The organism is Pseudomonas entomophila (assembly GCF_023277925.1).
GTDB lineage: Bacteria > Pseudomonadota > Gammaproteobacteria > Pseudomonadales > Pseudomonadaceae > Aquipseudomonas > Aquipseudomonas entomophila_D.
Genome location: NZ_CP063832.1, coordinates 2,324,994 through 2,351,301 on the forward strand (window position 1 = coordinate 2,324,994; position 26,308 = coordinate 2,351,301).

Below are 26,308 nucleotides of genomic sequence, written 5' to 3' on the forward strand. Positions count from 1 at the left end.
GTGTTTCGGCAAACTATCCGCAAAATAGGAAACGTAATACCTGACAGCTAAAGGTCAGGAAAGATGCGACTACTGAGGGCGACACTTCAGCTCAGGTGTGCCCCAACCCTTCATCGCGAATTACAGGTACACGAATATGCACGAAAACACCGAATTCCGTCGAGAGGCACGTAGCATTTCTTGTCGCACGGCCGTGCCCGGCATATCCCGATATAGCGTCGTGGCCGCCGGTATCGGTTTCTTCCACATCACTGAAACTCACTCGGGCAAAGTCCACGGATTCCGCCAACGCTACCAGGACGCCTGGGAGCTCGCACGCCACCTGGCGGGCTGAGGCTTCACGCCGCGTGGCTCTTGTCCAGTTGCTGTTGCCACGCAGCCTGGCATTCCAGGGCCTCGCCACGGCTGGCGAAGGCCGTGCCACGGCGTTCGCCGTCAACCAACACCACCCAGCACGCCCTTTTGCCCAGGGCCTGCAAGGACCGTGGCACACCACTGCCGATCATCACGGCTACATCGACTCGGCTAGTCATCATTCCCTCCGGAATTTAATTAGCAACCTAACGATGTGTGCATGATACGGCCTGATCATGACGCAAATAAAGCGCAACGCGGTACAGCAGTGTTGCATTGTGGGCAACAAACCGCCTCAGTCGAGCCCGGGTTCCGGCCTGTATCCCAGACGCAGGCCGCCCCAGTGGCGCCCAGCGACGAAGATCGGCACCGACAGGTCGTGCATCAGTTCACCGGTGTCCCGCGTGTAGGTCTGCAGCAGCACCCGCTGCTGGTGGCTGCCACAGCGGGCGCCCGTACGGTCGTCGAACATGCGCTTGCTGCGGTTGTGCGCCGTGTCGTGGGCGATATCGCCAGTCATTGGCTGGTTGAAGGCATTGTTGTGGGTCGGCACATAGCCCTGCTGGGTGCAGGCGATGGCATACACCAGCCCGTCGTGCTGCAGCAACGGCTCCTGGAGCTGTGGCAGCACGGTATCGGTGTAGTGGTCGAAGCGCGTGGTGAAACGCGGTGGCTGCATACCGGCAACCGGCCGGTACTGGCGGTCGAACAGATCGTCCAGGCCGATACGCCCCTGGGCGATGTCCGCCTCAAAACGCTCGCCAATCTGCCGCGCGCCCGCCTGCGCCAGTTCGAACACCCGCTGATGGTAGGCGTCCAGGCCGACCTCGGCCAGCCGTTCGCTGAGGCTTTCCACCTGGCCCTCCATCTGCACCGCCGCCTTGGCCAGGCGCCGGGTCTGCTGGTCGCTGACCTCCAGGTCGCCGCGCACCTGGGCCACGGCCTGGAACAGGGTATCGAGCTGGGCCTGGTTGACCTGGGTCCCTCCGGCGATCTCGCTCACCTGGCCCTCGACACTGGCCGCCAGGCTGGCAATCTGCGCCAGTTGCCCCCCAGCCTGCTCGACCTGACCGACACCCTTGCCCAGGTCCTCGGCCAGCGTCCGGATCTGCGCCACCACCTGGGCGGTGCGCGCCTGAATGTCCGTGACCATCTGGCCGACCTCTTCGGTGGCGCTGGAGGTACGGCCGGCCAGGCCGCGCACCTCGTCGGCCACCACCGCGAAACCACGGCCATGCTCGCCGGCCCGCGCCGCTTCGATGGCGGCGTTGAGCGCCAGCAGGTTGGTCTGGCTGGCAATGCCCTGGATCACCAGGGTGACCCGGGCGATATCCTCGCTGCGCTGATGCAGGGCCTCGATCAGCTCGCGGCTGGCCGAGGCGCGCGCACTCAGCTCGCGCATGCACTGGATGGACTCGGCCAGTACCTCGCTGCCGGCCACGCTGCTGCCGTGGGCGGAACGAGCGGCTTGCAGCGCCTGCTGGCTGAGCTGGGCAGTCTGCTCCTCGGTGGTGATCATGATCTCGGCGCTGCCAACGATCTCCTGGGCAGCCCCCAGCTGTGATTGCACCCGAGCCGCCAGTTGCTGCACCGAATGCGCCACCGCGGCGGCCGACAGAGCATTGTGGCTGGTGCCACGGGCCAGTTCCTGGAGCAGCGAGCCGTCCTGGGGCGGCGTCGATGCCGGCTGCACGGCGGCCACCTTGCGCCCACGCGGCAGCCACAGCGCCAGAAGCGACAGCGGCAAGGCCAGGTACAAGGGCAGCCCGACGAACGCCATGGCCACCAGCACCGCGCACAGCGCGACGCCCTGCAGCAGGGCAACGGCGGCGCCTGCACGGGCTGGGTCGGCCTTTGGTAATTCGCTGGCCGGCAGAGATCCTTCTCGCATCATCGTCGTGGTCCATCCGCATGTCGTTATTGTGACGTCATTAAACGCCACTATAACGCCATTATCCACGCCCACTTGGATGCAAGCCGGCTCCCCGTTGATACAGGGCAAGAAAACACGAAGGCCCCAGGGATCGCTCCGTGGGGCCTCGCGCAGGGTGCTGGATCAGATCTGCCGCTGGTGGCGGTCGAGCTGCTCGTGACGCTCCTGGGCTTCGATGCAGTACTTGGTGGTTGGGCTGATCAGCAGGCGTTTCAGGCCAATCGGCTCGCCGCTGTCATCACACCAGCCGAAGCTTTCGTCGGCGATGCGGTCCAGGGCCATCTCCAACTGCGGCAGCAGGCGCTGGTCACGGTCGATGGCGTTGACCAGCCAGGTACGCTCTTCCTCGACCGATGCCACATCAGCAGGATCCGAGGGGCTGTCCAGGCTTTCGATGGACGTGCGGCTGAGTTCGATGCGCTCGTGCGTTTCGACTTTCATCGCTTGCAGCAGCTTGGTGAAGAACGCGAGCTGTTCGGCATTCATGTAGTCATCGGCCGACATGGCCAGCAACTGTTCCTTGGTCATCGATTTCTCTATGAAAAAATGTGCATTTGGGCGATTCGGGTGCTGCCTGCGATGCTTCGCCGGCAGCGGAATTCTTCAAGCGCCAACCGGCACTCTTTTACAGGGGGCGGCAGTCTAAGGCGCCAAGCGACGGTGGGCAACAGAAATGACGGCGATTTGGCCGAATCGGCAAGGAATCCGCCAACTGGCTACTTACATTTCTGACGTTGCGCGCCTCATAAAGCATGGGCCGACGATATGTCGGCCCCACCATTTGGCCGGCCAAACCCTGGCAAGCGCTCTTCTTGATGCCTGACGTTTTGCCTTGCCGGCCCATGGCCAGCCACGGAGAACTCGGCACGAGCCCCCAGAAGCAATCCGGGCGATACCCAAGTACCACCTGAGCGTGGTGTATCTACCGTCTCATCAGGCTTCAGAACACCGGAGTCTCACACAATGAACCTGCAGCAACAACTTCTCGAATTCAGCGATCTGGATTGCGCCGTCGCCAAGCGATTCCAAGGCCGCCCCATGCTGGGTGATATCGCCAGCAGCATGCTAAGTGAACAATGGCAACAACGTCGGATTGGCTTGTCCCACGACCCCTTGACGCTGCACTTGATCAGCCGCCGCCCTGGCGGTTCGGGTGCCTGGATTCGCCCGCTGGCGTTCGCGCTGATCGAACGATTCTGTGGGCGCGCCACCCTCAACTTGACGCAGGGCGAAGACTTCATCAGCAGCCATGCCGTGGACAACCCAACGTGGGCCGTGGACATCGACTTGCATGCCGTCGAGCTGCTGATCAACGAATGCGGCCCCCTGTTGCTTGAGCGCTACCGTGAAGAGCTGGTGGAGTTTTGGGGTAATTTCGATAGCGGCGGACAAACACCGTGGCAATGGTATGCCGACCACCTGCAGAAACAGTTTGAGAAGACTGTTGCTTGCAATATCCAAGACAACAGACTGAGCGCTCTGGAGGCCGCCAACGTAAACCAGCTACTCTCAAAAACGGCGCGTCCCGCGCCTACTATGGTGGGGACTTCGGTCGCACTCTTGAGCACCGACTTCTCCTCCATCAGCAAGATCGATGTTGACCTGGGCAGCGCCCTGCTCATCGAGCGCACCAGCACAACGGGCTCAAGTACCCTGCTGTATACGCTGGTCGGCAAATTGCTGGTGTTCCCTTCTCGCCCGACCATGCTGGCGATATTCAACAGACTCTGGCCTGCCAATGACACGACGGCCCCACACAAGGTGCACATTGTGCCGCTGGCAGAGGCCCCCTTCGAGGCCCAGGCACTGGAACTGCTCCAACAGCAGCTGCGCGTCGCCGACGTGGTTTCCCGTAAGTACCATGGGGAGGCGTACGCACTGCCATTGAGCCAGGATCTCGATCGATTGACATCCCTGGTCGACCTGTGCGATCGCAAGGAGCGCGCTCAACGCCTGACCCTGAGCCAACATCTACCGGCATGGTTAAGGGACGCCAAGGTGGATGACCAGGTGCACTACGCGCAGATGCTGGTCGATGTGGCCCAGGCCTACCATGATGCCGATGGCGAGTTCTGGCTCGATGGTGTCGACACCGCACAGGCCTTTGCGAACCGCCAGCTGGCCCAGCGCTTTGCCACCGACCATCCTGGTAGCGCACTGCTGCCCGAAGATGTACGGATCATCAACCATCAGGTGACCGCGGCGGCGGCGGCTGGACAAGATGCCCTGTTTGCCTCGGGCGACACGCAAATAGTGGAGTTCAGCTTTGCCGAACTGGCAATCGGTAATCTCGGCCTGCTCAAACCCGGCCGTGTGGAACTGGCGTCGAAGACCACGGCCCCCTTGCCCGAATGGATGAATGAAAACTATCTGCGCACCCTCGTCACCGAGCTGGACATCGCCAGCGCATACCCGCGAATGTTGCGCGGCAAACTGCTGGACGACGTCGAACAGCAGCGGACCCGCCAGAAGCTGCTGGGCGATCAGCTACGCAAACAGTTGCCGGCCCTGGCAATGGAGCAGCATCTGCGCGGGATGGGTATCAGCGAAGTCTGCGTCAAAGGTGTGGCACAGATTTTCAACGCGACCGTCAGTGATGGCGAGAATCATTGGGTGATGCGTCCACTGGGGCTGCTCAAGCAGGTCGACGCCTCTGCTGATCATCCTCTCAATGCCTGGATCATCGAGTTGGCGACACCGGATGCAAGCCCATGTCTGCTCTATCGCCCGCTGCACCAGCAGCCGTTGCTGCAATACGATGACCGCCTGGCGCTGTTTGTCGCCCTGAGTACCCCTGGCGCACTGCAGGATGACATCCTGCAACGCCTGCCGGAAGCAGACCGCAAGGTCTACGCGCACGGCGGTTTCCTCGAACCTCACGTGTTCTACCCCCTGGACGACACCTTCGCGGTGCCCTTCGGCACGCCCCCACCGGCCACCCTGAGCCTCGAAGCCGCCGTCGACGATATTGGCAACGCTATTTACCTGGCGAGCGTCCAGGAGTCTATTCAGCGGTTCCAGGCACACGCCAGCACTAGCGCCGAAACGCGCTGGAACAGCTGGAAGGAACTGGGCTGGCTGTTGTTCAATACGCTGCTCCCCCTGGCTGGCAGCACACTGGGCAAGGTCGGTTGGCTCGTGCAGATGGAAGTCGCCTTGGTTCAGGCCGTCGAGTCAGTCAGTAATCGTGACCCCGAGGGCCATCGCATCGCCATGGTCAACTTGCTGCTCAACGTTGCGTTGCTACTGCTGTCCCACACCTCCTGGCAATTGAAACTGGAAGAAGGCCAGGAAGGTCCCTTGGCCCGAGAGGTACCCGACACCACATCGGCGATCCTGATTAAACCCGCACACATTGTCACCGCACCATCCGCCGATGCCGCGGACTTCAACTGGGCAAGCCCCGCCCCCACTCTGGATGCTCAGCGGCGCTCGGAACTGGAGGCCTTGCACGCCGATGTCAGCGTGCAGTCCCTTGGCGCGCCGATTCCATCCGGGCATCTGGCAGGCCTGTACCTGGCGCAGGATGAATGCTGGGTGCACCTGCAAGGCAAGGTGTACAAAGTCGTGCTCGACGAGTCGGGTGGAGAGCCACGCATCGTCAGCAATACCGCCGAACCGCAACTGGGGCCTTGGCTGATGCGTGACGAGGCAGGCCGCTGGCAGCTCGACGTGCGCCTGCGCCTGCGTGGCGGCACGCGCTCAGGATCGCGCATAGAGCGCCTGCGTGAGGCGAACCGCCAGGCGCTGGTCGATCTCGACCAGCAGCTCGACAGCGACCTGGCACAAGGCCTGGCGCAGCTGAAACTCATGCGGGCCGATGCGGCAAAGTTCGCTGACAGCACCTCCGACGCAGTTCTGCGGGGTCACCTCAAGTCCTGCCAGGACGCATCCTTGTTCTGGGAAGCCCATCTGGAGCGCCTGAACACCCGCAACGCCCTGTCACCACGCAACGGCTTCAAGGTGGAGCGCGCCAACGCCCTGACCCAGCGCGCACTTAGCGAACAGATGGTCAACCTGACCCTCAAACGCCTGTGCACGCCTCGCCGCAAGCAGCTTGCCCAATTCCTCAGCAGTTACAAAGGCAGCATGACCCCCTCTGACCTGGCCATCTACAGCCGACGTCTCGCCGAGCTGTCCCCGTTGATCGACCAGATGGTGGTCAATGCAGACGCCATGAGCGAGATCCACATGGCGCTCAAGAAACTGACCAACCGCGGCCAGGACAGCATCCAGAAGATGTTTGAAACGCTCAAGCAGACCTGGACCAGCCCAGACGCCCCGTTCACCTGCCGCTACCTGCGCCTGGAAAACCACTTCAACCAGCTTTTCACTCGCCACCCGATCGACAACAGCAACCCGACCGGCAGTGCCTTCTGGCTAAGCCTGGCCAATGACAATGTGGGACGCGCGATCAGCCAGCACAGGCAGCTGGCGGCGCTGGACCAACCGAACGCCGAACTGGCCACGCGTCTGCTCAAGGGCATCGACGAATGGCTGAACGATGCCAAACGACAGCTGGCCAACTTCAAGGAACGCTCCCAGGACGACGACGCCCCCACGTTACTCGAACAAATCGAGAAAGACGTGGCCTACATAAAGGAAAAAGTCCGTGTCGAGCTGGCCGAATACCCAGACTACCCCCCCTCCATCACCGTTGCGCAACTGCGCAAGCACGTTCCCGGCTTGATCGAAACTGAAGACCACGGGCTGATGCTGGGCGTCCCTCGCGAAGGCGATGACACCATTGTCGATGTCGCCGGCGCCGATCCGGACAGTCCTCCCGTCGCCTACCGCAGGGAGAACGAAGCCAGTATCGAGATCGCTCCCACCAATGTACCGACACGCCCCTCCAAGACAGGACTGAAAAGCCTGCTCAAGGACAGTGGCAAACTGATGACCCGCGCACGCACTGAGCTAGAGCTACTTCAACGCGCCCAATCATCCAGCTATCAGCCCGTCGAGATATATGACTTGCTGATGTCGCAGAAGAAGCGGCTGATGGAGCAGTCGAATGCCATCGAACAGCACTTGACCGATGACAACCAGACCGACGAGGCCGCCGCAGACCAGGACGCGGCACGTATCACCAAGGCGCTGAACGACTTGAGCCTGACACTGGAGAGCCAGGCAGACGAACTACGAACCCAGGCGGCATTGCGGCAGCCCCCCAGGATGGGGGAAGTGCAGTATCTGATCGACAACGACAAAGTCACTGCTCACAGGCTTGGTGTGCGTAAGTTGCTGGCCAAAGTAAAGGGGCGTGCAGCCGATTATCTTGACGAGTATGTGATCCGCTACCAGCAGCAGCCGCTGTGGTACGCCCACTTCCATTACGCGGCGCTCGACACCGACAAGTCCCAGTTCCTCGCTGGCCACCTGAAAACCGCCGCGCAACGCCAACAGGCAGGGAGTACCACGATCGACCCGACTACCGGCAAACCGATAGCGATCCACCGTGGGTCCATCTCCAGCGCTGCAGCGGCCAAGTACTTCTTCTCGCTATGAGTCGGCAAGGCCGCTGCAGCTCAAGGGCCCGCGCTCAACGGTCGTTGAACTGCGCTTCGCGCTTCGCGATAAAGGCGGCCATGCCTTCCTTCTGATCCTCAGTGGCGAAGGCGGCGTGGAACACCCGGCGCTCGAAGCGCACGCCCTCACTCAGGGTGACTTCGAACGCCCGGTTGACGCTCTCCTTGACCATCATGCTCACCGGGATCGATTTACCGGCGATGGTCGCGGCCACCTTCAACGCCTCTTCAACCAGCTCGGCTTGCGGCACGATGCGTGCCACCAGGCCGGCGCGCTCGGCTTCCTCGGCGCCCATCAGGCGACCGGTCAGGCACAGTTCCATAGCCTTGGCCTTGCCTACGGCGCGGGTCAGGCGCTGGGTACCGCCCATGCCCGGCAGCACACCCAGGTTGATTTCCGGCTGGCCGAACTTGGCATTGTCGGCGGCGAGGATGAAGTCGCACATCATCGCCAGCTCGCAGCCGCCACCCAGGGCGAAGCCCGACACCGCGGCGATGATCGGCTTGCGCCGGTTGGCGATGCGGTCGGCGTCGCTGAACAGGTCGTCGACGTAGATCTGCGGGTACTTCAGTTCAGCCATTTCCTTGATGTCGGCACCCGCGGCGAAGGCCTTGGCGGAGCCGGTCAGCACCACACAGCCGATGTTCGGGTCACGCTCGAGCTGGTCCAGGGCCTGGTTGATCTCGCCGACGATCTGCGCGTTCAGGGCGTTGAGCGCCTGCGGGCGGTTGAGGGTGATCAGGCCGACCTTGCCGTGGATGTCCAACAGGATGGTTTCGAATGCCATGCAGACTGCTCCTTCAAAGATTGCGCGCAATGACCATGCGCTGAATGTCGCTGGTGCCTTCGTAGATCTGGCAGACCCGCACATCGCGGTAGATGCGCTCCAGCGGGAAGTCGCTCAGATAGCCATAACCACCGAGCGTCTGCAAGGCATCCGAACAGACCTTTTCGGCCATTTCCGAGGCGAAAAGCTTGGCCATCGAGGCCTCGACCAGTGCCGGGCGCCCGGCATCGCGCAGGGCTGCGGCGTGCAGCACCATCTGCCGGGCCACGGCGATCTTCGTTGCCATGTCGGCCAGGCGGAAGGCCACGGCCTGGTGCTCGATCAGCGGCTTGCCGAAGCTCTGGCGTTCGTTGGCGTAGTCGCGGGCCACCTCAAAGGCGGCGCGGGCCATGCCCACTGCTTGCGAGGCGATGCCAATGCGCCCGCCTTCGAGGTTGGCCAGGGCGATCTTGTAGCCCTGCCCTTCTTCGCCCAAGCGGTTGGCCACCGGCACCCGCACATTGTCGAAGACGATCTGGCAGGTGTCGGAGGCGTGCTGGCCGAGCTTGTCCTCGACCCGCGCCACCTGGTAGCCGGGGGCGTCAGTGGGCACGATGAAGGCGCTGATGCCACGCTTGCCGGCATCAGGGTCGGTGACGGCGAAGACGATCACCACCCCGGCATTCTGCCCGGAGGTGATGAACTGCTTGCTGCCATTGAGCACGTAGTGGTCACCGTCCAGGCGCGCGCGCGCCTTCAGGCTGCTGGCGTCGGAGCCGGCCTGGGGTTCGGTCAGGGCGAACGCGCCAAGCATCGCCCCCGTGGCCAGCGGCGTGAGGAACTGCTGCTTCTGTGCCTCGCTGCCGAACTTGAGGATCGGCACGCAGCCCACCGAGTTGTGCACGCTCATGATGGTCGAACAGGCACCGTCGCCGGCGGCGATTTCTTCCAGGGCCATGGCATAGGCCACATAACCCGTGTCGCTACCACCGTACTGCTCCGGCACCAGCATGCCGAACAGGCCCAGCTCGGCCATCTCCTCGATGGCTTCCTTGGGGAAACGGTGTTCCTTGTCCCACTGCTCAGCGAAGGGTTTCAGGCGTTCCTGGGCGAACCCGCGCACAGCGTCGGCGATCTGTTGTTGCTCGTCAGTTACCAACATGGTTCACCTCAGTACAGGCACTCGACGGCCATGGCCGTGGCCTCGCCACCGCCGATGCAGATGGCCGCCACGCCACGACGCAGGTTGTTCTGACGCAGGGCCGACAGCAGGGTCACCAGGATGCGCGCGCCCGAAGCACCGATCGGATGGCCCAGGGCGCAGGCGCCGCCATGGATGTTGACCTTGTCATGGGGCAGGTCGAGGTGCTTCATGGCCGCCAGGGTGACCACGGCGAACGCCTCGTTGATCTCGAACAGGTCCACTTCAGCCAGGTTCCAGCCGGTGCGCTTCATCAGTTTGTCGATGGCACCGATGGGGGCGGTGGGGAACAGCGCCGGGGTGTCGGCGAAAGCCGCATGGCCATGGATCACCGCCAGAGGTTTCAGGCCCCGTTTCTCGGCTTCGGAGCGGCGCATCAGCACCAGCGCCGCGGCGCCGTCGGAGATCGAGCTGGAGTTGGCAGCGGTCACGGTGCCGCCTTCGCGGAAGGCCGGCTTGAGCTGCGGGATCTTGTCCAGGCGCGCCTTGGGCGGCTGTTCGTCATCCTTGATAACGCGCTTTTCCTTATCCTCGGTGACTTCCACCGGGACGATCTCGGCAGCGAAGCGGCCGTTCTTGATGGCGTCCTGCGCGCGGGTCAGCGAGGCGATGGCGAAGTTGTCCTGGGCTTCGCGGCTGAAGTCACCCTTCTGCGCGCAGTCCTCGGCGAAGGTGCCCATCAGGCGCCCCTTGTCGTAGGCGTCTTCCAGGCCATCCATGAACATGTGGTCGATGATCTTGCCGTGGCCCATGCGGTAGCCACCTCGGGCCTTGTCCAGCAAGTAGGGGGCGTTGGTCATGCTCTCCATGCCACCGGCGACGATCACGTCGGCGCTGCCGGCCAGCAATTGGTCATGGGCCAGGATCGCCGCCTGCATGCCCGAGCCGCACATCTTGTTCAGCGTGGTACAGGTGGTGTGCTTGTCCAGCCCGGCGCCCAAGGCCGCCTGGCGCGCCGGTGCCTGGCCCTGCCCGGCCGGCAGCACGCAGCCGAACAGCACTTCCCCGACGCTGGCGGCATCGATGCCGGCGCGCTCGACGGCGGCGCGGATCGCCGCGCTGCCCAGTTGTGGCGCGGTCAGGCTCTTGAGGTCGCCCTGCAGGCCGCCCATGGGCGTGCGCACGGCGCTGACGATGACAATAGGATCGTGGTTCAGGCTCATGTTCGGTTCTCCTTACTTGGCAGCCATGCGCAGCGCGCCGTCGAGGCGGATCACTTCGCCGTTGAGCATGCTGTTCTCGATGATATGGCGGGCCAACGCCGCGTATTCCTGCGGGCGGCCCAGGCGTGGCGGGAATGGCACGCCAGCGGACAGCGAGGCACGTACTTCCTCGGTCATGCCGGCCATCATGGGGGTTTCGAAAATGCCGGGGGCGATGGTCATCACCCGAATGCCGAAGCGCGCCAGTTCACGGGCGGCCGGCAGGGTGAGGCTGGCGATGGCCCCCTTGGAAGCGGCATAGGCCGCCTGGCCGATCTGGCCATCGTAGGCAGCGATGGAGGCGGTATTGATGATCACGCCACGCTCGCCGCCCTCGTCCGCCTGGCCTTCGGCCATGGCCGCGGCAGCCAGGCGCAGCAGGTTGAAGCTGCCGATCAGGTTGACGTTGATGACCTTGGCGAAGCTGCCCAGGGCATGCGGGCCGTTCTTGCCCAGGACTTTCTCGGCACCGACGATGCCTGCGCAGTTGACCAGCCCGTGCAGGCTGCCGAAGGCGCTGACAGCGGCATCGACCGCCGCCTTGGCGGCCTGTTCGTCGCTGATGTCGGCCACCGCGAAGCGGGCGTTGGCGCCCAGCTCGGTGGCCTTGGCCTCGACGGCGGCGGCATTGAGGTCGACCAGCATGACCTTGGCGCCGGCCTCGATGAGCATCTGCGCGGTGGCGGCGCCCAGGCCCGAGGCCGCGCCGCTGACGATGAAGTGCTTGTGGGGGATTTGCATATCGGTCTTCCTTCAGGCGCCCGCAGCGGTCGGCTGCATGGCTTGTTGTCGGGCGATTTCCTGGTTGCGCAGGATGAAGCGTTGCAGCTTGCCGCTCGGGGTCTTGGGCAGCTCGCCGACGAATTCGATTTCACGGGGGTAGGCGTGGGCGTAAAGACGCTGGCGAACGTGCTGACGTAGCGCATCCTCCAGCTCGGGGCTGCCCTCATGGCCCCGGCCCAGTACCACGAAAGCCTTGATCAGTTCGGTACGTTCCGGGTCGGGCTTGCCGATTACCGCGGCCTCGACCACCGCCGGGTGCTCGACCAGCGCGCTTTCCACGTCGAACGGGCCGACCCGGTAGCCGGAAGTGGTGATCACATCGTCGCTGCGGCCGACGAAACTGATGCTGCCATCCTGGTTGAGCTCGACGGTGTCGCCGGAGAGGTAGTACTTGCCGACGAAGGCCTTGGTCGGCAGCCCGTGGTAACCGGCGAACCAGCACAGCGGCGACTGCTCGCGGTCCACCGCGAGGATGCCGGGCTGCCCGGCGGGCAGTTCGCTGCCCTGTTCGTCCACCACCACGATGCGGTGGCCGGGGATGGCAAAACCGGCCGACCCCAGGTGCACCGGGTGCAACAGCGCATGGTGGTTGCACAGCACCATGCCCAGTTCGGTCTGGCCGTAGTGATCGTGGATGGTCACGCCCAACTCGTCGGCGAACCAGCGGATCACCTCCGGATTGAGCGGTTCGCCGGCACTGCTGACTACACGCAGCCGTCCTTTGATTGGCGCCGAAAACGCCTCGCCCGCCGCGATCAACAGGCGATAGGCCGTCGGTGAACCCGCCAGGTTGGTGATGCCCAACTTGTCGATGACCCGCGCGCAACTCTCGACACTGAACGGGCCGTCGTAGAAGGTGGTGGCGTGCCCCAGTGACAGCGGCCCGGTGACCGCGTAGTAGAGGCCATAGGCCCAGCCCGGGTCGGCCAGGTTCCAGAAGTTGTCCTCCGGGCGCAGGTCGATGGCGTCACGCATGTAGCCCTGGAATGCGACGATGGCGCGCAGCGGCACCTCCAGCGGCTTGGCCGGGCCGGTGGTGCCCGAAGTGAACATCAGCAGGAAGGGATCGTTGCCGGTACGCATCACTGGCGCGCAATAGCTGGCGGCGGCTTCAAGACAACGCTGGAAATCCAGTTCACCTTCGGCGGCGCCCACCGTGATGATGGTTGGGCAATCTTCAACCTCTTCAAGCTTGGGTCGGTTGTTGCGATCAGTGACCACTATCTTGGCTTGGGACCGCTCAAGGCGGTGCTCGATGGCTTTGGGCCCAAACGCGGTAAACAAGGGTTGGTAGACCGCGCCCAAGCGCCAGGTGGCGAGGATCGTCACCAGCAACTCTGGCGTGCGCGGCATAAGCCCGGCGACCCGGTCGCCGGCCTCTACCCCTTGGCCCTTGAGCACATTGGCGAAGCGAGCTGCCATGACCTGCAACTGGTCGAAGGTATAGCGCCCACCGTTGCCGTCACGGTCTTCCCAGATCAGGGCAGGCTGGTCGCTACCGGTGTGCCGGTCGCAGCACTCGACACAGGCATTGAGCGCCTCGAGATTGCCACGCAGCGCCGCAGCGGCGACCTGGGCATGGTCAAACGCACGAGCGGCCTCGGCGTAATCGCGCATCGTCGGACTCCTGGTTTCTTGTTGTTGGAGTTAACCTAGTCCGACGATGTTCGCGCCGCTCACCTCAACCGGCAATGGCCAAAGCTGTCAATCAGGCTGAGCGGATTGGCCGGCCGGATAGGGCGTGACCTCAGCCGCTCGCTCCAATGCCTCACGGGTGAGCCCCGTTGCCAAAGCATGCTCGGCAGCCGCACGTGCCACCATCAAGGTACCCCAGCGCTGTTTGTACTCCTCGCTGGTGAGACCGGCGGCCGGTCCTTCGCTGGAGGGACCGGCGAATGCTTCATCGAGCTTCGCACCCTGATCGTCGAAGGACTGGGCGAGTGCCATGAATGCAGCGCCGTGCCGCATTTCGAGGAAGGACCGCCAGAAATCACGCTGGCCGATACTGGATGCCAGGGCATCGATATTCTCGGCGGCACGTACTGCGGCCAACGCTGCCTTGGCGCGCGCCTCGGTGATATCTGCCAGGCCTGCGAAACGCAGGTGACGCGGCTGGGAGGGCAGATCCAGGTCTGCGGCAAGCGCCGACCGATAACCCACGATCACTTCCAGTTCATCGATCTCAGGGTCGTCCGGGCCTCGTTGCGCTTCCCTATCCCGGACGTCTTGCGCCGCGTATTCATCCACACGGTCCATGCGAAACAGTTGCCGCCCGAGGTTGAGCAGTTCATTTTCACCCTCGCCTCGCGCCCCTTGGGCGCGAGCCTTGAAGGTCAGCACATGAAGTTGCAGTCGGCTGAATCGCTCGGCATGGCTGTCATGGCAGCCACGCACCTCGTCCGCATGGAGGAAGACTTCCTCACGCAACGCTGGCTCCTGGTCGATGGCCTCGAGCAGGGACCAAAGCTGCCCGCGCAGATACTCCGGGGCTCTGGTGAAATCCGGGGTCTGGGTGAGATTGCCGAACAAACGGAACAGACCATCGCTGCCAGGCAGCGCCTCGATGCGTTGCCAAAGTGCTGAATGGGCAGCACGACCATTCTCGTCGTCGATCGCCTGCCATCGCGACAACGCCACTGCGCCCGAGACTTCACCCTGTTCCAATTCCCTGATTAACCGCGCCTGATGCGCATCGACCCTGTACAGTTGCCCTACGGCTTGCGGCGTCAACGGATTGCTGACGAGTATCAACCTGCGTCGGAAAGACCACGGCATGCGATGCACCGCCTCAGGGATACTGGTGATCTGGTTACGACTCAAGTCCGCCAGGGACAACAAGCCACAGCTCTGTATTCCGGCGGGGACCTCCAGCAAACCACAACTGTTGGCCCTGAGCTCCGTCAACTGGGGCAAGTGATCGAACTGCAGGGCGAGCTGTTGTATCGGGTTGAAGCTCAGGTCAAGGGTTCTCAGGTTTGAAAGATGAGCCAGAATGTGTTGGTCCGCCTCGCTCATGCGAATGTGGTTCGACATCAACAGCAACGAGCTCAGGTCGCCCAAACCGGTGACGCCTGGCGGCAACGCATCAATACGGTTGTTATTGAGGTTGAGCACGCGCAATGACTCGAAGCAGCGCAAGAAGTTACCCCGCACTTCGGTCAGGTCCATATTGACCATGACCAGTTCGGTCACATGGCTGAAGTCGACCTCGGCAGGCAGATCCGGCAAGCGGCCAACACGCCAGCCGCTGACATCCAACCGCAAGCCGTTTACCTGCCCTTGCCCATCGATACCTGGCTCGCCTTCATAACGCCACAGGGAGCGTAACCTATGGGCGAACTGAGCACGGATACCGCGCGTGAGCCGCTGCGGTTCGTCTTGAACCCAATCTTCCAGAGCTTCGTCAAGCTGCTGGTAGTTTTCCTCCTGCTCCAGCAGCGCCATGAATGGGTTCTCATTTTCGCGGATCAAACGCTGAACGATTCGCTCGACCCCCTCATCGCCGATACTGGGATACAGCGCCCGCACCCGCCCCCCCAGCGTACGGCTCGAGAGTCGCGACGCTCGCCCACCCAGTGGATAACCGACCCGCCCATCGGGCAAGCGCTTGCCGGGATTGAACCACCGGTGCTCGACCCTCCAACCGAGGCGGGCTAGCACGTGGCTGCGCTGTGCCGGCAACAAAGCCTGAAGAGCTCCCCGCAATTGCTGTGCCGGGTCGCTGTCGACGAACTTGAGTGCCGTGCGGTCGGCTTCGCCGAGCAATGCGGCGAGCGCCTGGAAAATCCCACCGGGCTCGGCGACGTCTTCTTCGCGTTCGCGCCCCTGGCTGTCATAGAGGCGGAACTGCCCATCGCGCGCGAACATCACCACTCGCTGATGACTCGGTCCTTGCGGGTCCATGATCGCAAGCAGACGGCCGCTGTCCGAGCCCTCGCGCAGCTCCACGTTGACTCTGGAGGGCCAACCGGGCAAGCGCCTCAAAAGGGCCAGGACCAATTCACCGGTTTCGTTCGAGTAGGCAGTGGGCAGGTACAGCCCCTCCACTGCGCGATTCGCTCTCGCCAATTCAAACAGGGCGCGGGCTTTTTTCCCAATCGAGAGCGGTAACCGCGATTCCGCCAGCGCCTGGGCTCGGACTTCCGGCGCGACGTCCCTCAATGCCTCCCTGGCGTAAACCTGTGGCAGAAAGGGAAAGTCCCTTTGCAGCAAGGCCAACAAGCCATCATCAGGCAACACTTCGCGGGATAAATGATCCAGCAGTGGCCCCTGCAACTCAGATCGCCGCTCGACCAAATGCGCGACGATGGCAGGCTCGTCCAGCGCCTGCATCTGCGCCCTCCCCCTGCACCACTCGAGCACTTCGGTATCGCCAAGGCGCGCGCCCGGCAGGCGCAGACGCTCAAAGAGTGCCGAAATTCGCGCATCAGCATCGAAGCGGCGCAAGGTGTCGCGCAAATTGACCGGTGCCGGCCGGTTCTCCACCAGGATACTGCGCAGTTCCTCCTGGTCCACGCCCGCCACCTTCAAGATCTGCTCAGCCTGTGGCGCATCGAAAGGAGGCTCATGGGGCCACAGCCGGTTGAGCATTTCGACGCTATCGTCCCATTCCATGGGACGCTCCAGGCGTATGCGCCAGAAACGCTCGCCATTATGCTGAACCAGAGGCTCGTAGTTACCGTCCCCCCGAGGATGGCGCAGCCTCCAGGCCAGGTTCGGCGCCGGGCGATGAACCTCGTAGTAGTGCTCACCCACTCGTATCCAGCGTCTCTGCCCGACTGCATACAACCCGTCATCCTGCAGCAGCGGCTGGTCCGGCGTCGATGCGTAAACCTCCAGGTCTGGGTTCCATAACCGTGCACCACGCCCCTCGACAGTCACCGGCTGCAACGCATCGACAAAGGCGCTGCCTTGGAAGCGGCGTGCAACCAGGCTGAACCCAATGACCGTAGCGCTGGTGACAGCCACCGTCTCGGCCACGTGCAACATGTGCTCCATAGCCTCGTGCTGGTGCCCTTGCGACCAGTCGACAGCCCCCTCGCATGCTTCCCCGAGCGTATCCAAAGTGACCTTCGCCAGCAGCACAACGCCAACGCCCGGCACCGCCAGGCCGACCAACCCAAGCGCCTGCCAGCCGATTGCCTTCCAACGATTGAACCGTTGCTCGGCAGCCTGGTGATCGACATCCGTGTTGGCCACCAGCAGCAGCTTGCCCTCATCCTTGAACCGCTCTACCTGCATACTCGCCAGAGCCGCGAACACATCGCCATCCGCCACCCTCCCCTGCACATCCAGATCCGGAGCGTCGTCGCGCAGGCGCGTATCGAGCGTCTCGACGAATTGCGCACGCTCACCCAGGCCGATCAATTCACGAAAATGTCGGCGCACATCGCCCTTGGCCAACGCTGCGATGAGGTAGGCATTCATGGCCGCCAGCGAATCGAATCGCTGCAACGCCATGTCCTGAAGACTGGGCAGGTAGAGAACAATGCCTTGACTGTTCCCCGATTCATCGCGCAACTGGATCTTCAGACCATTCGCCACCGTGCACCCTAGAATGCGCAATGCACCCGCATAGGCCTGCAATGCGCTCTTGGAAGCCCCCTGCCCACGGCTCGGCAGCTCACTCAATGCCACGTGCTCGGCCGGGCTGATCGTACCTTTTAGCAAGCCGAGCTGGCAGGCAAGGGCAAAGCCGGTGCGGTGATGCGTGGCAAGCGCCGTCTGCGCCTGAGGGGTGAACATCCGGTTCAGGTACTCGTGGTACCGCGCCCCTAGGTCCAGAGCGCGAACACGTGCGAGCAGGTTATCCAGGTCTATCGACAACAGCTGTGCCTCACCCGTGACGGTAATGCCGGTGCCTGCATAGAAGGAGGCATCGGACGAGAAACCCTGCATCAGGCGCAGCAATGCAGGTAGACGCACCTCGTTGATTTCGTCGGAGGGCAAGCCGATGAGTGGCGGCACGGAGAATCTGCGTCGGATTTCCAGCCAATCCAGTTCCGCCAACGGCGGACAATCCGAAACAAGTTCGTTCATCAGTGGCTGAAAGTGCTGCTCGGCATACCGTTGTGGCGACACGAGCTGCTCGGTGAGCATCGCCAGTGCCTGGCGGCTGAGCGCATGCGCCCTGAAGCACTCGGCCAGCGCCCTGACCCTGGCGGGTGTGGCACGCAACCAGGCCGGCAGCCTGGAAGCGATGAAGGTATCGGTCATGACCTCGGGGGTGAGGGTTGGTGATGGTGTACCAGATGAAAATTGCACGGCGTATCGACCTTGATCGTGTAGGGAGGCCCATCCTGCCGATCCTTCGGTACGCCCCTCAGTTGGAAGCGAGCACCCGCTAGATGGGCGTCGCACCCTGGAGGATCAAGTGGCGGTAGTGCCCTGGGTTGCAGCCAAACCACTTGCGAAATGCCTTGTAGAAAGAACTGCTGTCAGCGAATCCCAGGCGTTCGGCGATCTGCGCAAGGCTCAGGTCCGCCTCGCAGAGCCAAGCGATCGAAAGCTCCCGCCGCACGCCGTCCTTGATGCCCTGGTAGGTTTGGCCTTCCTCCGACAGACGACGGCGCAAGGTCGACACCGAAATGTGCAACGTGCTCGCAATCCTTTCAGCGTCCGGCCAGGCCCCCGGTTGCAGTTGCAGCAATCGGTGGCGCAACTGCCGGGCGAGACTGGCAGGGTCGCGGTACTTGACCAGGATGTTGCCAGGCGCCTCGGCCAGAAAACGCTGCAACTCTTCGTCGTTGCGGCGCACCGGCAGCTCGAGGCATTCGGCGGCGATGATCATGCGCGTGCGCGGCCTGTCGAACTGCAGGTTCTCGGAGAACATCACCCGATAGTCATCGCAGAACGGAGGTTCGGCGCAGCGCAATTCAATGGCCAGGATCGGGATGCGGCGCCCAGCGAGCCAGCACGCCACGCCGTGCACAATCATCCAGAAAGTGAAGTAGGTGAATGCCCGACGCGGTGCATCACGCGGCTCATTGATGACGATTTCAGCCAGGCTCTGCTGACGCACCAGGCTGGGCTGCAAATCTTCAAGCATCAATCCAAGGAACGCGAGCGCGGTCTCGATACCGGCAGCCAAGGTTGGCTGTGCCATGCTCGCCCGGCACAGGAACGCCAGGCTGCCGCTGCGCAGGCCACGCGGATCCATGGCGAAGAACTCGTCATTGCAGCGCCGCGCCAGTAGCCGCCAGAGTCGGGCATAGGCTTCGGCGCTGACACGCGCCTCGGGCAGATCGAGCTGGCCGACATCGATGCCGGCACGCGTCAGCAGCGCCGTATCCGGCCCCGCCGGGCAAGTCTGCAATAGCGCTTCACGCACCAGCTGCATGGAAATGGTGTCTTTTTCGCTCATCGATGATCCTGTCGATTCAGTGCAGGCCATCTTAGGCCGCACCATTACAAACGGCCATCACAGGCCCGCCGCCAGCCCCAGAAACGCTGCGATCAGGCGCAGCTCCCGACGCCGCTCCAGGCAACCAATCATGTGCTGGTTGACCAGGCCCGCACCACTCAACGGCCGCGCCACCACCCGTGGGTCGTGAGCCACCTCGGTGGACGACACCACACCGATGCCCAGCTCGGCCGCCACGGCCTCTGTCACCGCCTCGCGGCTGTCCAGCTCCAGCAGCACGCGGGGCTGCACCCCGGCCTGAACGCAGGCTTTGTCGAAGGTGCGCCGGGTGGTCGAGCTGGGCTCGCGCAGCACCATGATCTGCTTGTCCAGCGCGGCCAGCGCCAAGTCGTCGGTGGCCGCGGCCCAAGCGTGCCCTGCCGGCAGCAAAGCACACAGACGCGACTCGCACAGGCTCTGCAGGTACAGCCCCTTGCGCGGTTCGATTTCGGTCAGCACCGCCACATCGGCGTGTTCGGAGAGCAACGCGGCCAGGGTTTCCTGGGCATTGCCCAGGCGCAAGTTGACGGTGATGCCGGGGTAGCGCTCGCGCAACTGCGCCAGCATCGGCATGACCCGATGCGGGCCATCGGCGGCGACCTCCAAGCGCCCGGTGAGCAACTGCCGGTTAGCCTCGAGCATGGCCTGGGCTTCCTCGGCCAAGCCGAACATGGCCCGGGTGATGGCCGCCAGGCGCGTGCCCTCTTCGGTCAGCTCGACCCGCCGCGCTGTGCGGCGCAGCAACGTGATCTGGTAGTGCTCTTCCAACGCCTTGACGTGCCCGGTGACCGCCGGCTGGCTGATGAACAGCCGCTCGGCAGCACGGGTGAAGCTGCCCTCACGGGCGACGGCATCGAAGGCGCGGAGCTGGAACAAGTTCATGTCTATCGGCCTTACTTATCGTTGGCATATCTACAAACAATTTGATTGATGAAACGGCGAATTGCAACCTAGCCCCACTAGTTTCCAGCCCACCGCAAGTGAGGAACCACGGAATGAGCAACGCCCCGATCCTGCTGACCCCCGGCCCATTGACCACCTCCATCCGCACCCGCCAGGCCATGCTCGTGGACTGGGGCTCCTGGGACCGCGACTTCAACCAGCTGACCGCCAGCGTGTGCGAGCAGCTGCTGGCCATCCTCGACGCCAGCACCAGCCACCACTGCGTGCCCTTGCAAGGCAGCGGTACTTTCGCCGTCGAGGCGGCCATCGGCACCCTGGTGCCACGCGACGGCAAGGTGCTGGTGCTGATCAACGGCGCCTACGGCCAGCGCCTGGCCAAGATCTGCAACGTGCTCGGCCGCGACTTCAGCACCTTCGAAACCGCCGAGGACCAGCCGACCACCGCCGATGACGTCGACCGCCTGCTGGCCGCCGACCCAGCCGTGACCCACGTGGCGCTGATCCACTGCGAGACCAGTACCGGCATCCTCAACCCGCTGCCCGAGATCGCCCAGGTGGTCCAGCGCCACGGCAAACGCCTGATCATCGACGCCATGAGCTCGTTCGGCGCACTGCCGATCGATGCCCGTGAAATCCCCTTCGAAGCGCTGATCGCCGCCTCCGGCAAGTGCCTGGAAGGCGTACCGGGCATGGGCTTCGTGTTCGCCGAGAAATCCGCCCTGGCCGCCGCCGAAGGCAACGCCCACTCCCTGGCCATGGACCTGCACGATCAGCACACCTACATGGCCAAGACCGGCCAATGGCGCTTTACCCCGCCGACCCATGTGGTCGCCGCCCTGCATGAAGCATTGCTGCAATACAACGAAGAAGGCGGCCTGCCCGCCCGTCACCAGCGCTACAAAGACAACTGCCAGACCCTGCTCGCCGGCATGGCGAGCATCGGCCTGCGAAGCTTCCTGCCCGCCGAGATCCAGGCGCCGATCATCGTCACCTTCCACGCGCCGACCGACCCGCGCTATCAGTTCAAGGACTTCTACGAGCGGGTCAAAGCCAAAGGCTTCATTCTCTACCCCGGCAAGCTGACCCAGGTCGAGACCTTCCGCGTCGGCTGCATCGGCGTGGTCGGCGCGGCCGGCATGCAGGCCGCCGTGGATGCCGTGGCCGAGGTCCTGCGGGAAATGGAAGTGCTGGACATCTGACCCTTTGCCCACCGAATTCAAGGAAAACGCGCACATGAACTACAGCAACCCCACCCAGCTGCAAGCCGCCATCCTCGACTGGGCCGGCACCGTGGTCGATTTCGGCTCCTTCGCCCCCACGCAGATCTTCGTCGAAGCCTTCGCCGAGTTCGACGTGCAAGTGTCCATCGAAGAGGCCCGTGGCCCGATGGGCATGGGCAAGTGGGACCATATCCGCACCCTGTGCAACGTGCCGGAGATCGCCGAGCGCTATCGCAAGGTGTTCGGTCGTACCCCGACCGACGACGACGTCACCGCCATCTACGAACGCTTCATGCCGCTGCAGATCGAGAAGATCGCCGTGCACTCGGCGCTGATTCCTGGCGCCCTGGACACCCTGACCGGGCTGCGCCAGGACGGTTTGAAGATCGGCTCCTGCTCGGGCTACCCGAAGGTGGTGATGGACAAGGTGGTCGAACTGGCGGCGCAGAACGGTTATGTGGCCGACCACGTGGTGGCCACCGACGAAACCCCGAACGGCCGGCCCTGGCCGGCCCAGGCCCTGGCCAACGTGATCGCCCTGGGCATCGACGATGTGGCGGCGTGCGTGAAAGTGGACGACACCGTGCCGGGCATTCTCGAGGGGCGCCGCGCCGGGATGTGGACCGTGGCCCTGGTGTGCTCGGGCAACGCCCTGGGGCTGACCTGGGAAGGTTACCGGGCGCTGAGCGCGGAAAAACTGGAGAGTGAGCGCACGCGCATCCACACAATGTTTGCAGGGTCCCGACCGCACTACCTGATCGACACCATCAACGAACTGCCCGAGGTGATCGCCGATATCAACCGGCGCCTGGCCAAGGGCGAAATGCCGCAAGCTGTTTGATCGCGGTAAATAGGCGGTTCGCCGGCAAGTCGGCTCTTACGGGTATGGTGTAGGAGCCAGCTTGCCGGCGAACCGCCTCTATCAGACTGCGCGATTCAGTTTTACCCACGACGCGAACTTGTCGATGAATGCCTGCAAGAACGGCCGGGTCTTGTCATTGAGCTTGCCGTTGTCGTCGAACAGCGTCGCCGCCCCACCGATATACGCTTCGGGCATCTGCATGCAGGGCATGTCGAGGAACACCAGCGACTGGCGCAGCGCATGATTGGCGCCAAAGCCACCAATGGCCCCCGGCGAAACACTGGCCACCGCCGCCGGCTTGCCACTCCAGGCGCTCTGCCCATAGGGCCGCGACCCCACGTCGATGGCGTTCTTCAGCCCTCCCGGTACCGAACGGTTGTATTCCGGCGTCACGAACAACACCGCATCGCTGCGGCGGATCTCGTCGCGAAAATGCTTCCACGCTTCCGGCGCCTCGGGTTCGACATCCTCGTTGTACAACGGCAGGTCGCCGATTTCGACGATCCGCAGGGCAAGGCTGGACGGCGCCAGCTCGGACAACGCGCGGGCCACCTTGCGGTTGTAGGAATCCTTGCGCAAGCTGCCGACGACGACGGCGACCGAATAGACATGGCTCATGGCGAAGTGCTTCCTCTGCTGGAAAAGGGACGTAACTAGTTATAGATGACCGTTCCTCGGGCCCCGGATTTTTTTCCATCCGGCTGAAAACTTCCCACGCCTTTTGCTGGTCTATGGGTACAGACATTTCCTACACGTTTCCGAGGTTTCCACCCAAAATGGCAGCAGTAATGGTCGGCCAGTTCCACGCCCGCGACGCCGAAGGCCGAATCTACCCCGTTCACGAGTTCCAGGAGTCCACCCTCCAGGCCGACGGCAGCACCCTGGGCGCGCCCGTCACCACCTACCGCCTGGCCATCGGCGACCGCGTCAACCACTTGGGTGAGGACCGCTTCGAACTGGCCCAGACCGGCGTCGAGATCATCCGCATTCCCTGACACAGTCGACCGTGTACAGCGGCCCGTCATGCTGCAGGCCGTGCACATCGGCGACGAAGCCCGGGAAGCCCTGGTCGAAGGCCCGGGCGAACGCCAGGTAATCGAGGATCGAGCGGGTCGCCTCGGTGAAGCGCTCGCCCGGCATGATCAGCGGGATCCCCGGCGGGTAGGGCACCAGCATTACCGCCGATACCCGACCGAGCAGTTGCTCGATCGGCACCGCTTCCACCTCCCCCTTCACCATCCGGTCATAAGCCTGGGCCGGGCTCATGGCCACCTCAGGTAAGCGCGTGAACAACCGCTTGAGTTGCTTGGCCGTGGCATTGGCGCGGTAGCAGGCGTGCAACTGGTCGCACAAGTCGCGCAGGCCCAGCCCCCGATAGCGCAGTGGCTGCACCGCCACCACGCTGGCCAGGCACTGGTCGAGCGGCGTGTTGCCATCGTAATGGCGCTTGAACTCCAGCAATTCGGTTAGCAACGTGCTCCATTTGCCCTTGGTGATGCCCATCGAGAACAGCACCAGGAAGCTGTACAGGCCGGTCTTCTCCACCACCAGGCCCCGCTCCCACAGGAACTTGCTGACCACCGCGGCCGGAATGCCCTGCTCGCCCAGCGTGCCCCCGGCATCGAGCCCCGGCATCACCAGGGTTACCTTGAGCGGGTCGAGCAGCACGTAATCGTCGGCCACCTCGCCAAAGCCATGCCAGTCCGCCCCCAGCTGCAAAACCCAATCCGCCGCCACCAGGCGCTCGACGCCCTCGGTGGCCGGCGGCTGCCAGATGCTGAACCACCAGTCCTGCGCCGCGATGTGCTGGCGCAGGTTGGCCAGGGCGCGGCGAAAGCTCAAGGCCTCGTCGAACATCTCTTGCAACAACGAACGCCCTGCCGGCCCTTCCATCATGCTCGAGGCCACGTCCAGCGAGGCGAGGATGCTGTACTGCGGCGAGGTGGAGATATGCATCATGAACGCTTCGTTGAAGCGGTCGCGGTCCAACTGGCGGGCCGCGCCATCCTGCACATGGATCATCGACGCCTGGCTGAACGCGGCGAGCAGTTTGTGAGTGGAATGGGTACTGAACAGCAACGGATCGTGCGCTGCCCGCGGCGTGCCCATGGCATAGCGGCCCTCGAAGAAGTCGTGGAAGGCGGCATAGGCGAACCAGGCTTCGTCGAAGTGCAGCACCTCGACGCTGGCGCCCAGGGTCTGCTTGATCAGCCCGGCGTGGTAGCACAAGCCGTCGTAGGTAGAGTTGGTGACCACGGCCAGTTTGATCCTCGGCGCGCGCCCCTGGGCCAGCGGGTGAGCCTGGATCTTCGCCTCGATCGACGCCGGGCTGAACTCACTGAGCGGGATTGGCCCGATGATGCCCAGCTCGTTGCGCTCCGGGCACAGGTAGATCGGGATCGCCCCGGTCATGATGATCGCGTGCACCACCGACTTGTGGCAGTTGCGGTCCACCAATACCAGGTCGTCGCGCCCGACCATCGCGTGCCAGACAATCTTGTTGGCGGTGGAGGTGCCGTTGATGACGAAGAACGTGTGGTCGGCGCCGAAATTGCGCGCGGCGCGGACTTCGGCTTCGGCCAAAGGGCCAGTGTGGTCGAGCAACGAGCCCAGTTCCGGCACCGAGACCGACAGGTCGGAACGCAGGGTGTTCTCGCCGAAAAACTGATGGAACGCCTGCCCCACCGGGCTCTTGCGGTAGGCCACGCCACCGCCGTGGCCTGGCGTGTGCCAGGAGTAGTTGGATTGCGCGGTGTGTTGCACCAACGCCTTGAAGAACGGCGGCAGCAGCCCGTCGAGGTAGTTGTGTGCAGCCCGTGCCACCTGGCGGGCGAGAAAGGGCACGGTGTCTTCGAACAAGTAGAGGATGCCGCGCAGTTGATTGAGTTCGCCCATGGCCTCAGCTGGGGCGTTTTCCAGGGTAACCTGCTCGCCCAGGGCGAAGATCGGCAGGTTGGGCGCGCGCAGGCGGGCCAGGCGGATCAGCTCGGCCATGTTCTGCAACAGGTGGGAGTTGTCGCCGGCGCCTTCGGCGGCGATCAGCATGCAGGCCAGGCCATGGTGGGTGGCGGCGACCAAGCGGGCTTCGGCCTGGTCGGCGGCGGCGAGGATGGTGAAGCCGTCCTGGGCCAGTTCATCAGCGATGCCGCGCACCCGCTCGCCGGCGACGCTGTCAGCCTTGATCGCACGATGGACGATCAGTATGGGGAACTTGAGGTCCTTGTACATCGGGCGGCTACCTCTGCGGGGGCTTTTCCCTCAGGGTAGTTGATCAAGCCCTTTCGCCGGCAAGCCGGCTCCTAGGAGATCTCTGTAGGAGCCGGCTTGCCGGCGAAAGGGCCGGTACTGCCGGAAAATCAGCTGGCGGGCGTCTCCATCAACACCTGCCACATCGCCGGCCCACCCGCCGATTTGGCGATGGCCGCCAACCGCTCGGCGTGTGCTTCCAGTTCTTCTTCATTGGCCAGGATCACCCGCCCGGCCGCACGCCCCGTAATCCGACGGATCTCACTGCCCGTACCACCCTGCCCGTCCTCACTCTGCGCGCCATCGCCCGCCAGCGACAGGCTGGTCTGCCCCCCGGTCATCGCCAGGTAGACGTCGGCCAGCAGTTCCGAGTCGAGCAATGCGCCGTGCAGTTCACGGCCGGAGTTGTCGATACCGTAGCGTTTGCACAACGCGTCAAGGCTGTTGCGCTGCCCTGGGTGGCGCGAGCGCGCCATCATCAGGGTGTCGAGGATGCTGCAGTGCTGCGAGATATCGGCGCGGTCGTGCTGGCCCAGCAGGGCGAACTCATTGTTGATGAAGCCGACGTCGAACGCCGCGTTGTGGATGACCAGGGTGGCGCCCTCGATGAACTCGAAGAACTCCTGGGCCACGTCACCGAAGCGCGGCTTGCCGACCAGGAAGGCGTCGGTGATGCCGTGGACGCCGATGGCACCCTCGTCACTCTCGCGGTCCGGTTGCAGGTAGACGTGGAAGTGCCGCCCGGTCAGGCGCCGGCCCATGACCTCGACGCAACCGATCTCGATGATGCGATGGCCATCGCCCACCGGCATACCGGTGGTTTCGGTATCGAGAATGACCAGCCGTTGATCTTGCTGCTGCTCCACGGGGTGACTCCAACTTGCGCTGCTTGAATTCGGGGCGGGAG

General features: G+C 63.7%; 18 protein-coding genes. 4 read left to right on the forward strand and 14 right to left on the reverse strand.

The window, feature by feature from the left end; all coding sequences use genetic code 11:
- Positions 1-338 precede the first annotated feature (338 nt).
- From IM733_RS10105 to IM733_RS10115, 3 genes are all read right to left on the reverse strand, one after another.
- Positions 339-533: a hypothetical protein gene (locus IM733_RS10105; RefSeq protein WP_248920723.1), complete on the reverse strand. Its 195-nt coding sequence runs from the start codon at positions 531-533 to the stop codon at positions 339-341.
- 116 nt (positions 534-649) lie between these two features.
- Entirely contained in the window at positions 650-2,245 is a 1,596-nt protein-coding gene (locus IM733_RS10110; RefSeq protein ID WP_432760419.1) for a methyl-accepting chemotaxis protein, read from the reverse strand.
- A gap of 165 nt (positions 2,246-2,410) precedes the next feature.
- Positions 2,411-2,815 (reverse strand): TraR/DksA family transcriptional regulator, encoded by a 405-nt coding sequence (locus IM733_RS10115; protein WP_050704989.1) that lies wholly within the window; start codon positions 2,813-2,815, stop codon positions 2,411-2,413.
- A gap of 435 nt (positions 2,816-3,250) precedes the next feature.
- Here IM733_RS10115 and IM733_RS10120 point away from each other — a divergent pair, with 435 nt between their 5' ends.
- Positions 3,251-7,795: a DUF6543 domain-containing protein gene (locus IM733_RS10120; protein WP_248920725.1), complete on the forward strand. Its 4,545-nt coding sequence runs from the start codon at positions 3,251-3,253 to the stop codon at positions 7,793-7,795.
- A 34-nt stretch (positions 7,796-7,829) separates the two neighbouring features.
- Here the strand turns inward: IM733_RS10120 and IM733_RS10125 are convergent, their stop codons facing one another.
- The 8 genes from IM733_RS10125 to IM733_RS10160 all read right to left on the reverse strand — a co-directional run bounded on the left by IM733_RS10125 (position 7,830) and on the right by IM733_RS10160 (position 20,052).
- Positions 7,830-8,603, reverse strand: coding sequence for an enoyl-CoA hydratase (locus tag IM733_RS10125; protein WP_248920726.1), 774 nt, complete (start codon positions 8,601-8,603; stop codon positions 7,830-7,832).
- Positions 8,604-8,616: 13 nt separating this feature from the next.
- The gene (locus IM733_RS10130) at positions 8,617-9,744 is read right to left on the reverse strand and encodes an acyl-CoA dehydrogenase (RefSeq protein WP_248920727.1); all 1,128 of its coding nucleotides are present in this window, start codon (positions 9,742-9,744) and stop codon (positions 8,617-8,619) included.
- An 8-nt stretch (positions 9,745-9,752) separates the two neighbouring features.
- Positions 9,753-10,946, reverse strand: a complete 1,194-nt coding sequence (locus IM733_RS10135) for an acetyl-CoA C-acyltransferase (RefSeq protein WP_248920728.1) — start codon at positions 10,944-10,946, stop codon at positions 9,753-9,755.
- Between the two features lie 12 nt (positions 10,947-10,958).
- Positions 10,959-11,726 (reverse strand): SDR family NAD(P)-dependent oxidoreductase, encoded by a 768-nt coding sequence (locus IM733_RS10140; protein ID WP_248920729.1) that lies wholly within the window; start codon positions 11,724-11,726, stop codon positions 10,959-10,961.
- A 12-nt stretch (positions 11,727-11,738) separates the two neighbouring features.
- Positions 11,739-13,385 carry an AMP-binding protein gene (locus IM733_RS10145; protein WP_248920730.1) on the reverse strand — a complete coding sequence of 549 codons (1,647 nt, stop codon included), beginning with the start codon at positions 13,383-13,385 and terminating at the stop codon, positions 11,739-11,741.
- Positions 13,386-13,472: 87 nt separating this feature from the next.
- Positions 13,473-17,984, reverse strand: a complete 4,512-nt coding sequence (locus tag IM733_RS10150; protein WP_248920731.1) for an NEL-type E3 ubiquitin ligase domain-containing protein — start codon at positions 17,982-17,984, stop codon at positions 13,473-13,475.
- 127 nt (positions 17,985-18,111) lie between these two features.
- Positions 18,112-19,131, reverse strand: a complete 1,020-nt coding sequence (locus IM733_RS10155; RefSeq protein ID WP_248920732.1) for an AraC family transcriptional regulator ligand-binding domain-containing protein — start codon at positions 19,129-19,131, stop codon at positions 18,112-18,114.
- Positions 19,132-19,188: 57 nt separating this feature from the next.
- Positions 19,189-20,052 carry a LysR substrate-binding domain-containing protein gene (locus tag IM733_RS10160; protein ID WP_248920733.1) on the reverse strand — a complete coding sequence of 288 codons (864 nt, stop codon included), beginning with the start codon at positions 20,050-20,052 and terminating at the stop codon, positions 19,189-19,191.
- Between the two features lie 113 nt (positions 20,053-20,165).
- Here IM733_RS10160 and IM733_RS10165 point away from each other — a divergent pair, with 113 nt between their 5' ends.
- Positions 20,166-21,272: a 2-aminoethylphosphonate--pyruvate transaminase gene (locus tag IM733_RS10165; protein WP_248920734.1), complete on the forward strand. Its 1,107-nt coding sequence runs from the start codon at positions 20,166-20,168 to the stop codon at positions 21,270-21,272.
- A gap of 34 nt (positions 21,273-21,306) precedes the next feature.
- Positions 21,307-22,134: a phosphonoacetaldehyde hydrolase gene (gene phnX, locus IM733_RS10170; RefSeq protein WP_248920735.1), complete on the forward strand. Its 828-nt coding sequence runs from the start codon at positions 21,307-21,309 to the stop codon at positions 22,132-22,134.
- A gap of 81 nt (positions 22,135-22,215) precedes the next feature.
- Here phnX and IM733_RS10175 read toward each other — a convergent pair whose 3' ends face one another.
- Complete coding sequence (locus IM733_RS10175) at positions 22,216-22,773, reverse strand: NADPH-dependent FMN reductase (protein WP_248920736.1); 558 nt, start codon at positions 22,771-22,773, stop codon at positions 22,216-22,218.
- A 158-nt stretch (positions 22,774-22,931) separates the two neighbouring features.
- Between IM733_RS10175 and IM733_RS10180 the strand changes: the two genes are divergently transcribed.
- Positions 22,932-23,150, forward strand: coding sequence for a hypothetical protein (locus IM733_RS10180; protein WP_011534675.1), 219 nt, complete (start codon positions 22,932-22,934; stop codon positions 23,148-23,150).
- Here the strand turns inward: IM733_RS10180 and IM733_RS10185 are convergent.
- Together IM733_RS10185 and dnaQ are read right to left on the reverse strand one after the other, a co-directional pair.
- The gene (locus IM733_RS10185) at positions 23,134-25,383 is read right to left on the reverse strand and encodes an Orn/Lys/Arg decarboxylase N-terminal domain-containing protein (protein ID WP_248920737.1); all 2,250 of its coding nucleotides are present in this window, start codon (positions 25,381-25,383) and stop codon (positions 23,134-23,136) included. The genes IM733_RS10180 and IM733_RS10185 overlap by 17 nt on opposite strands.
- A gap of 128 nt (positions 25,384-25,511) precedes the next feature.
- Positions 25,512-26,267 carry a DNA polymerase III subunit epsilon gene (gene dnaQ / locus IM733_RS10190; RefSeq protein WP_248920738.1) on the reverse strand — a complete coding sequence of 252 codons (756 nt, stop codon included), beginning with the start codon at positions 26,265-26,267 and terminating at the stop codon, positions 25,512-25,514.
- Positions 26,268-26,308: the final 41 nt, after the last annotated feature.

Coding starts and splice junctions, on each gene's coding strand:
- IM733_RS10180 (WP_011534675.1), top strand. CDS start 22,932: ATGGCAGCAGTAATGGTCGGCCAGTTCCACGCCCGCGACGCCGAAGGC.
- IM733_RS10110 (WP_432760419.1), bottom strand. CDS start 2,245: ATGCGAGAAGGATCTCTGCCGGCCAGCGAATTACCAAAGGCCGACCCA.
- IM733_RS10155 (WP_248920732.1), bottom strand. CDS start 19,131: ATGAGCGAAAAAGACACCATTTCCATGCAGCTGGTGCGTGAAGCGCTA.
- IM733_RS10160 (WP_248920733.1), bottom strand. CDS start 20,052: ATGAACTTGTTCCAGCTCCGCGCCTTCGATGCCGTCGCCCGTGAGGGC.
- IM733_RS10115 (WP_050704989.1), bottom strand. CDS start 2,815: ATGACCAAGGAACAGTTGCTGGCCATGTCGGCCGATGACTACATGAAT.
- IM733_RS10135 (WP_248920728.1), bottom strand. CDS start 10,946: ATGAGCCTGAACCACGATCCTATTGTCATCGTCAGCGCCGTGCGCACG.
- IM733_RS10105 (WP_248920723.1), bottom strand. CDS start 533: ATGACTAGCCGAGTCGATGTAGCCGTGATGATCGGCAGTGGTGTGCCA.
- IM733_RS10185 (WP_248920737.1), bottom strand. CDS start 25,383: ATGTACAAGGACCTCAAGTTCCCCATACTGATCGTCCATCGTGCGATC.
- IM733_RS10130 (WP_248920727.1), bottom strand. CDS start 9,744: ATGTTGGTAACTGACGAGCAACAACAGATCGCCGACGCTGTGCGCGGG.
- IM733_RS10140 (WP_248920729.1), bottom strand. CDS start 11,726: ATGCAAATCCCCCACAAGCACTTCATCGTCAGCGGCGCGGCCTCGGGC.
- IM733_RS10175 (WP_248920736.1), bottom strand. CDS start 22,773: ATGAGCCATGTCTATTCGGTCGCCGTCGTCGTCGGCAGCTTGCGCAAG.
- IM733_RS10125 (WP_248920726.1), bottom strand. CDS start 8,603: ATGGCATTCGAAACCATCCTGTTGGACATCCACGGCAAGGTCGGCCTG.
- IM733_RS10120 (WP_248920725.1), top strand. CDS start 3,251: ATGAACCTGCAGCAACAACTTCTCGAATTCAGCGATCTGGATTGCGCC.
- phnX (WP_248920735.1), top strand. CDS start 21,307: ATGAACTACAGCAACCCCACCCAGCTGCAAGCCGCCATCCTCGACTGG.
- IM733_RS10145 (WP_248920730.1), bottom strand. CDS start 13,385: ATGCGCGATTACGCCGAGGCCGCTCGTGCGTTTGACCATGCCCAGGTC.
- IM733_RS10150 (WP_248920731.1), bottom strand. CDS start 17,984: ATGACCGATACCTTCATCGCTTCCAGGCTGCCGGCCTGGTTGCGTGCC.
- IM733_RS10165 (WP_248920734.1), top strand. CDS start 20,166: ATGAGCAACGCCCCGATCCTGCTGACCCCCGGCCCATTGACCACCTCC.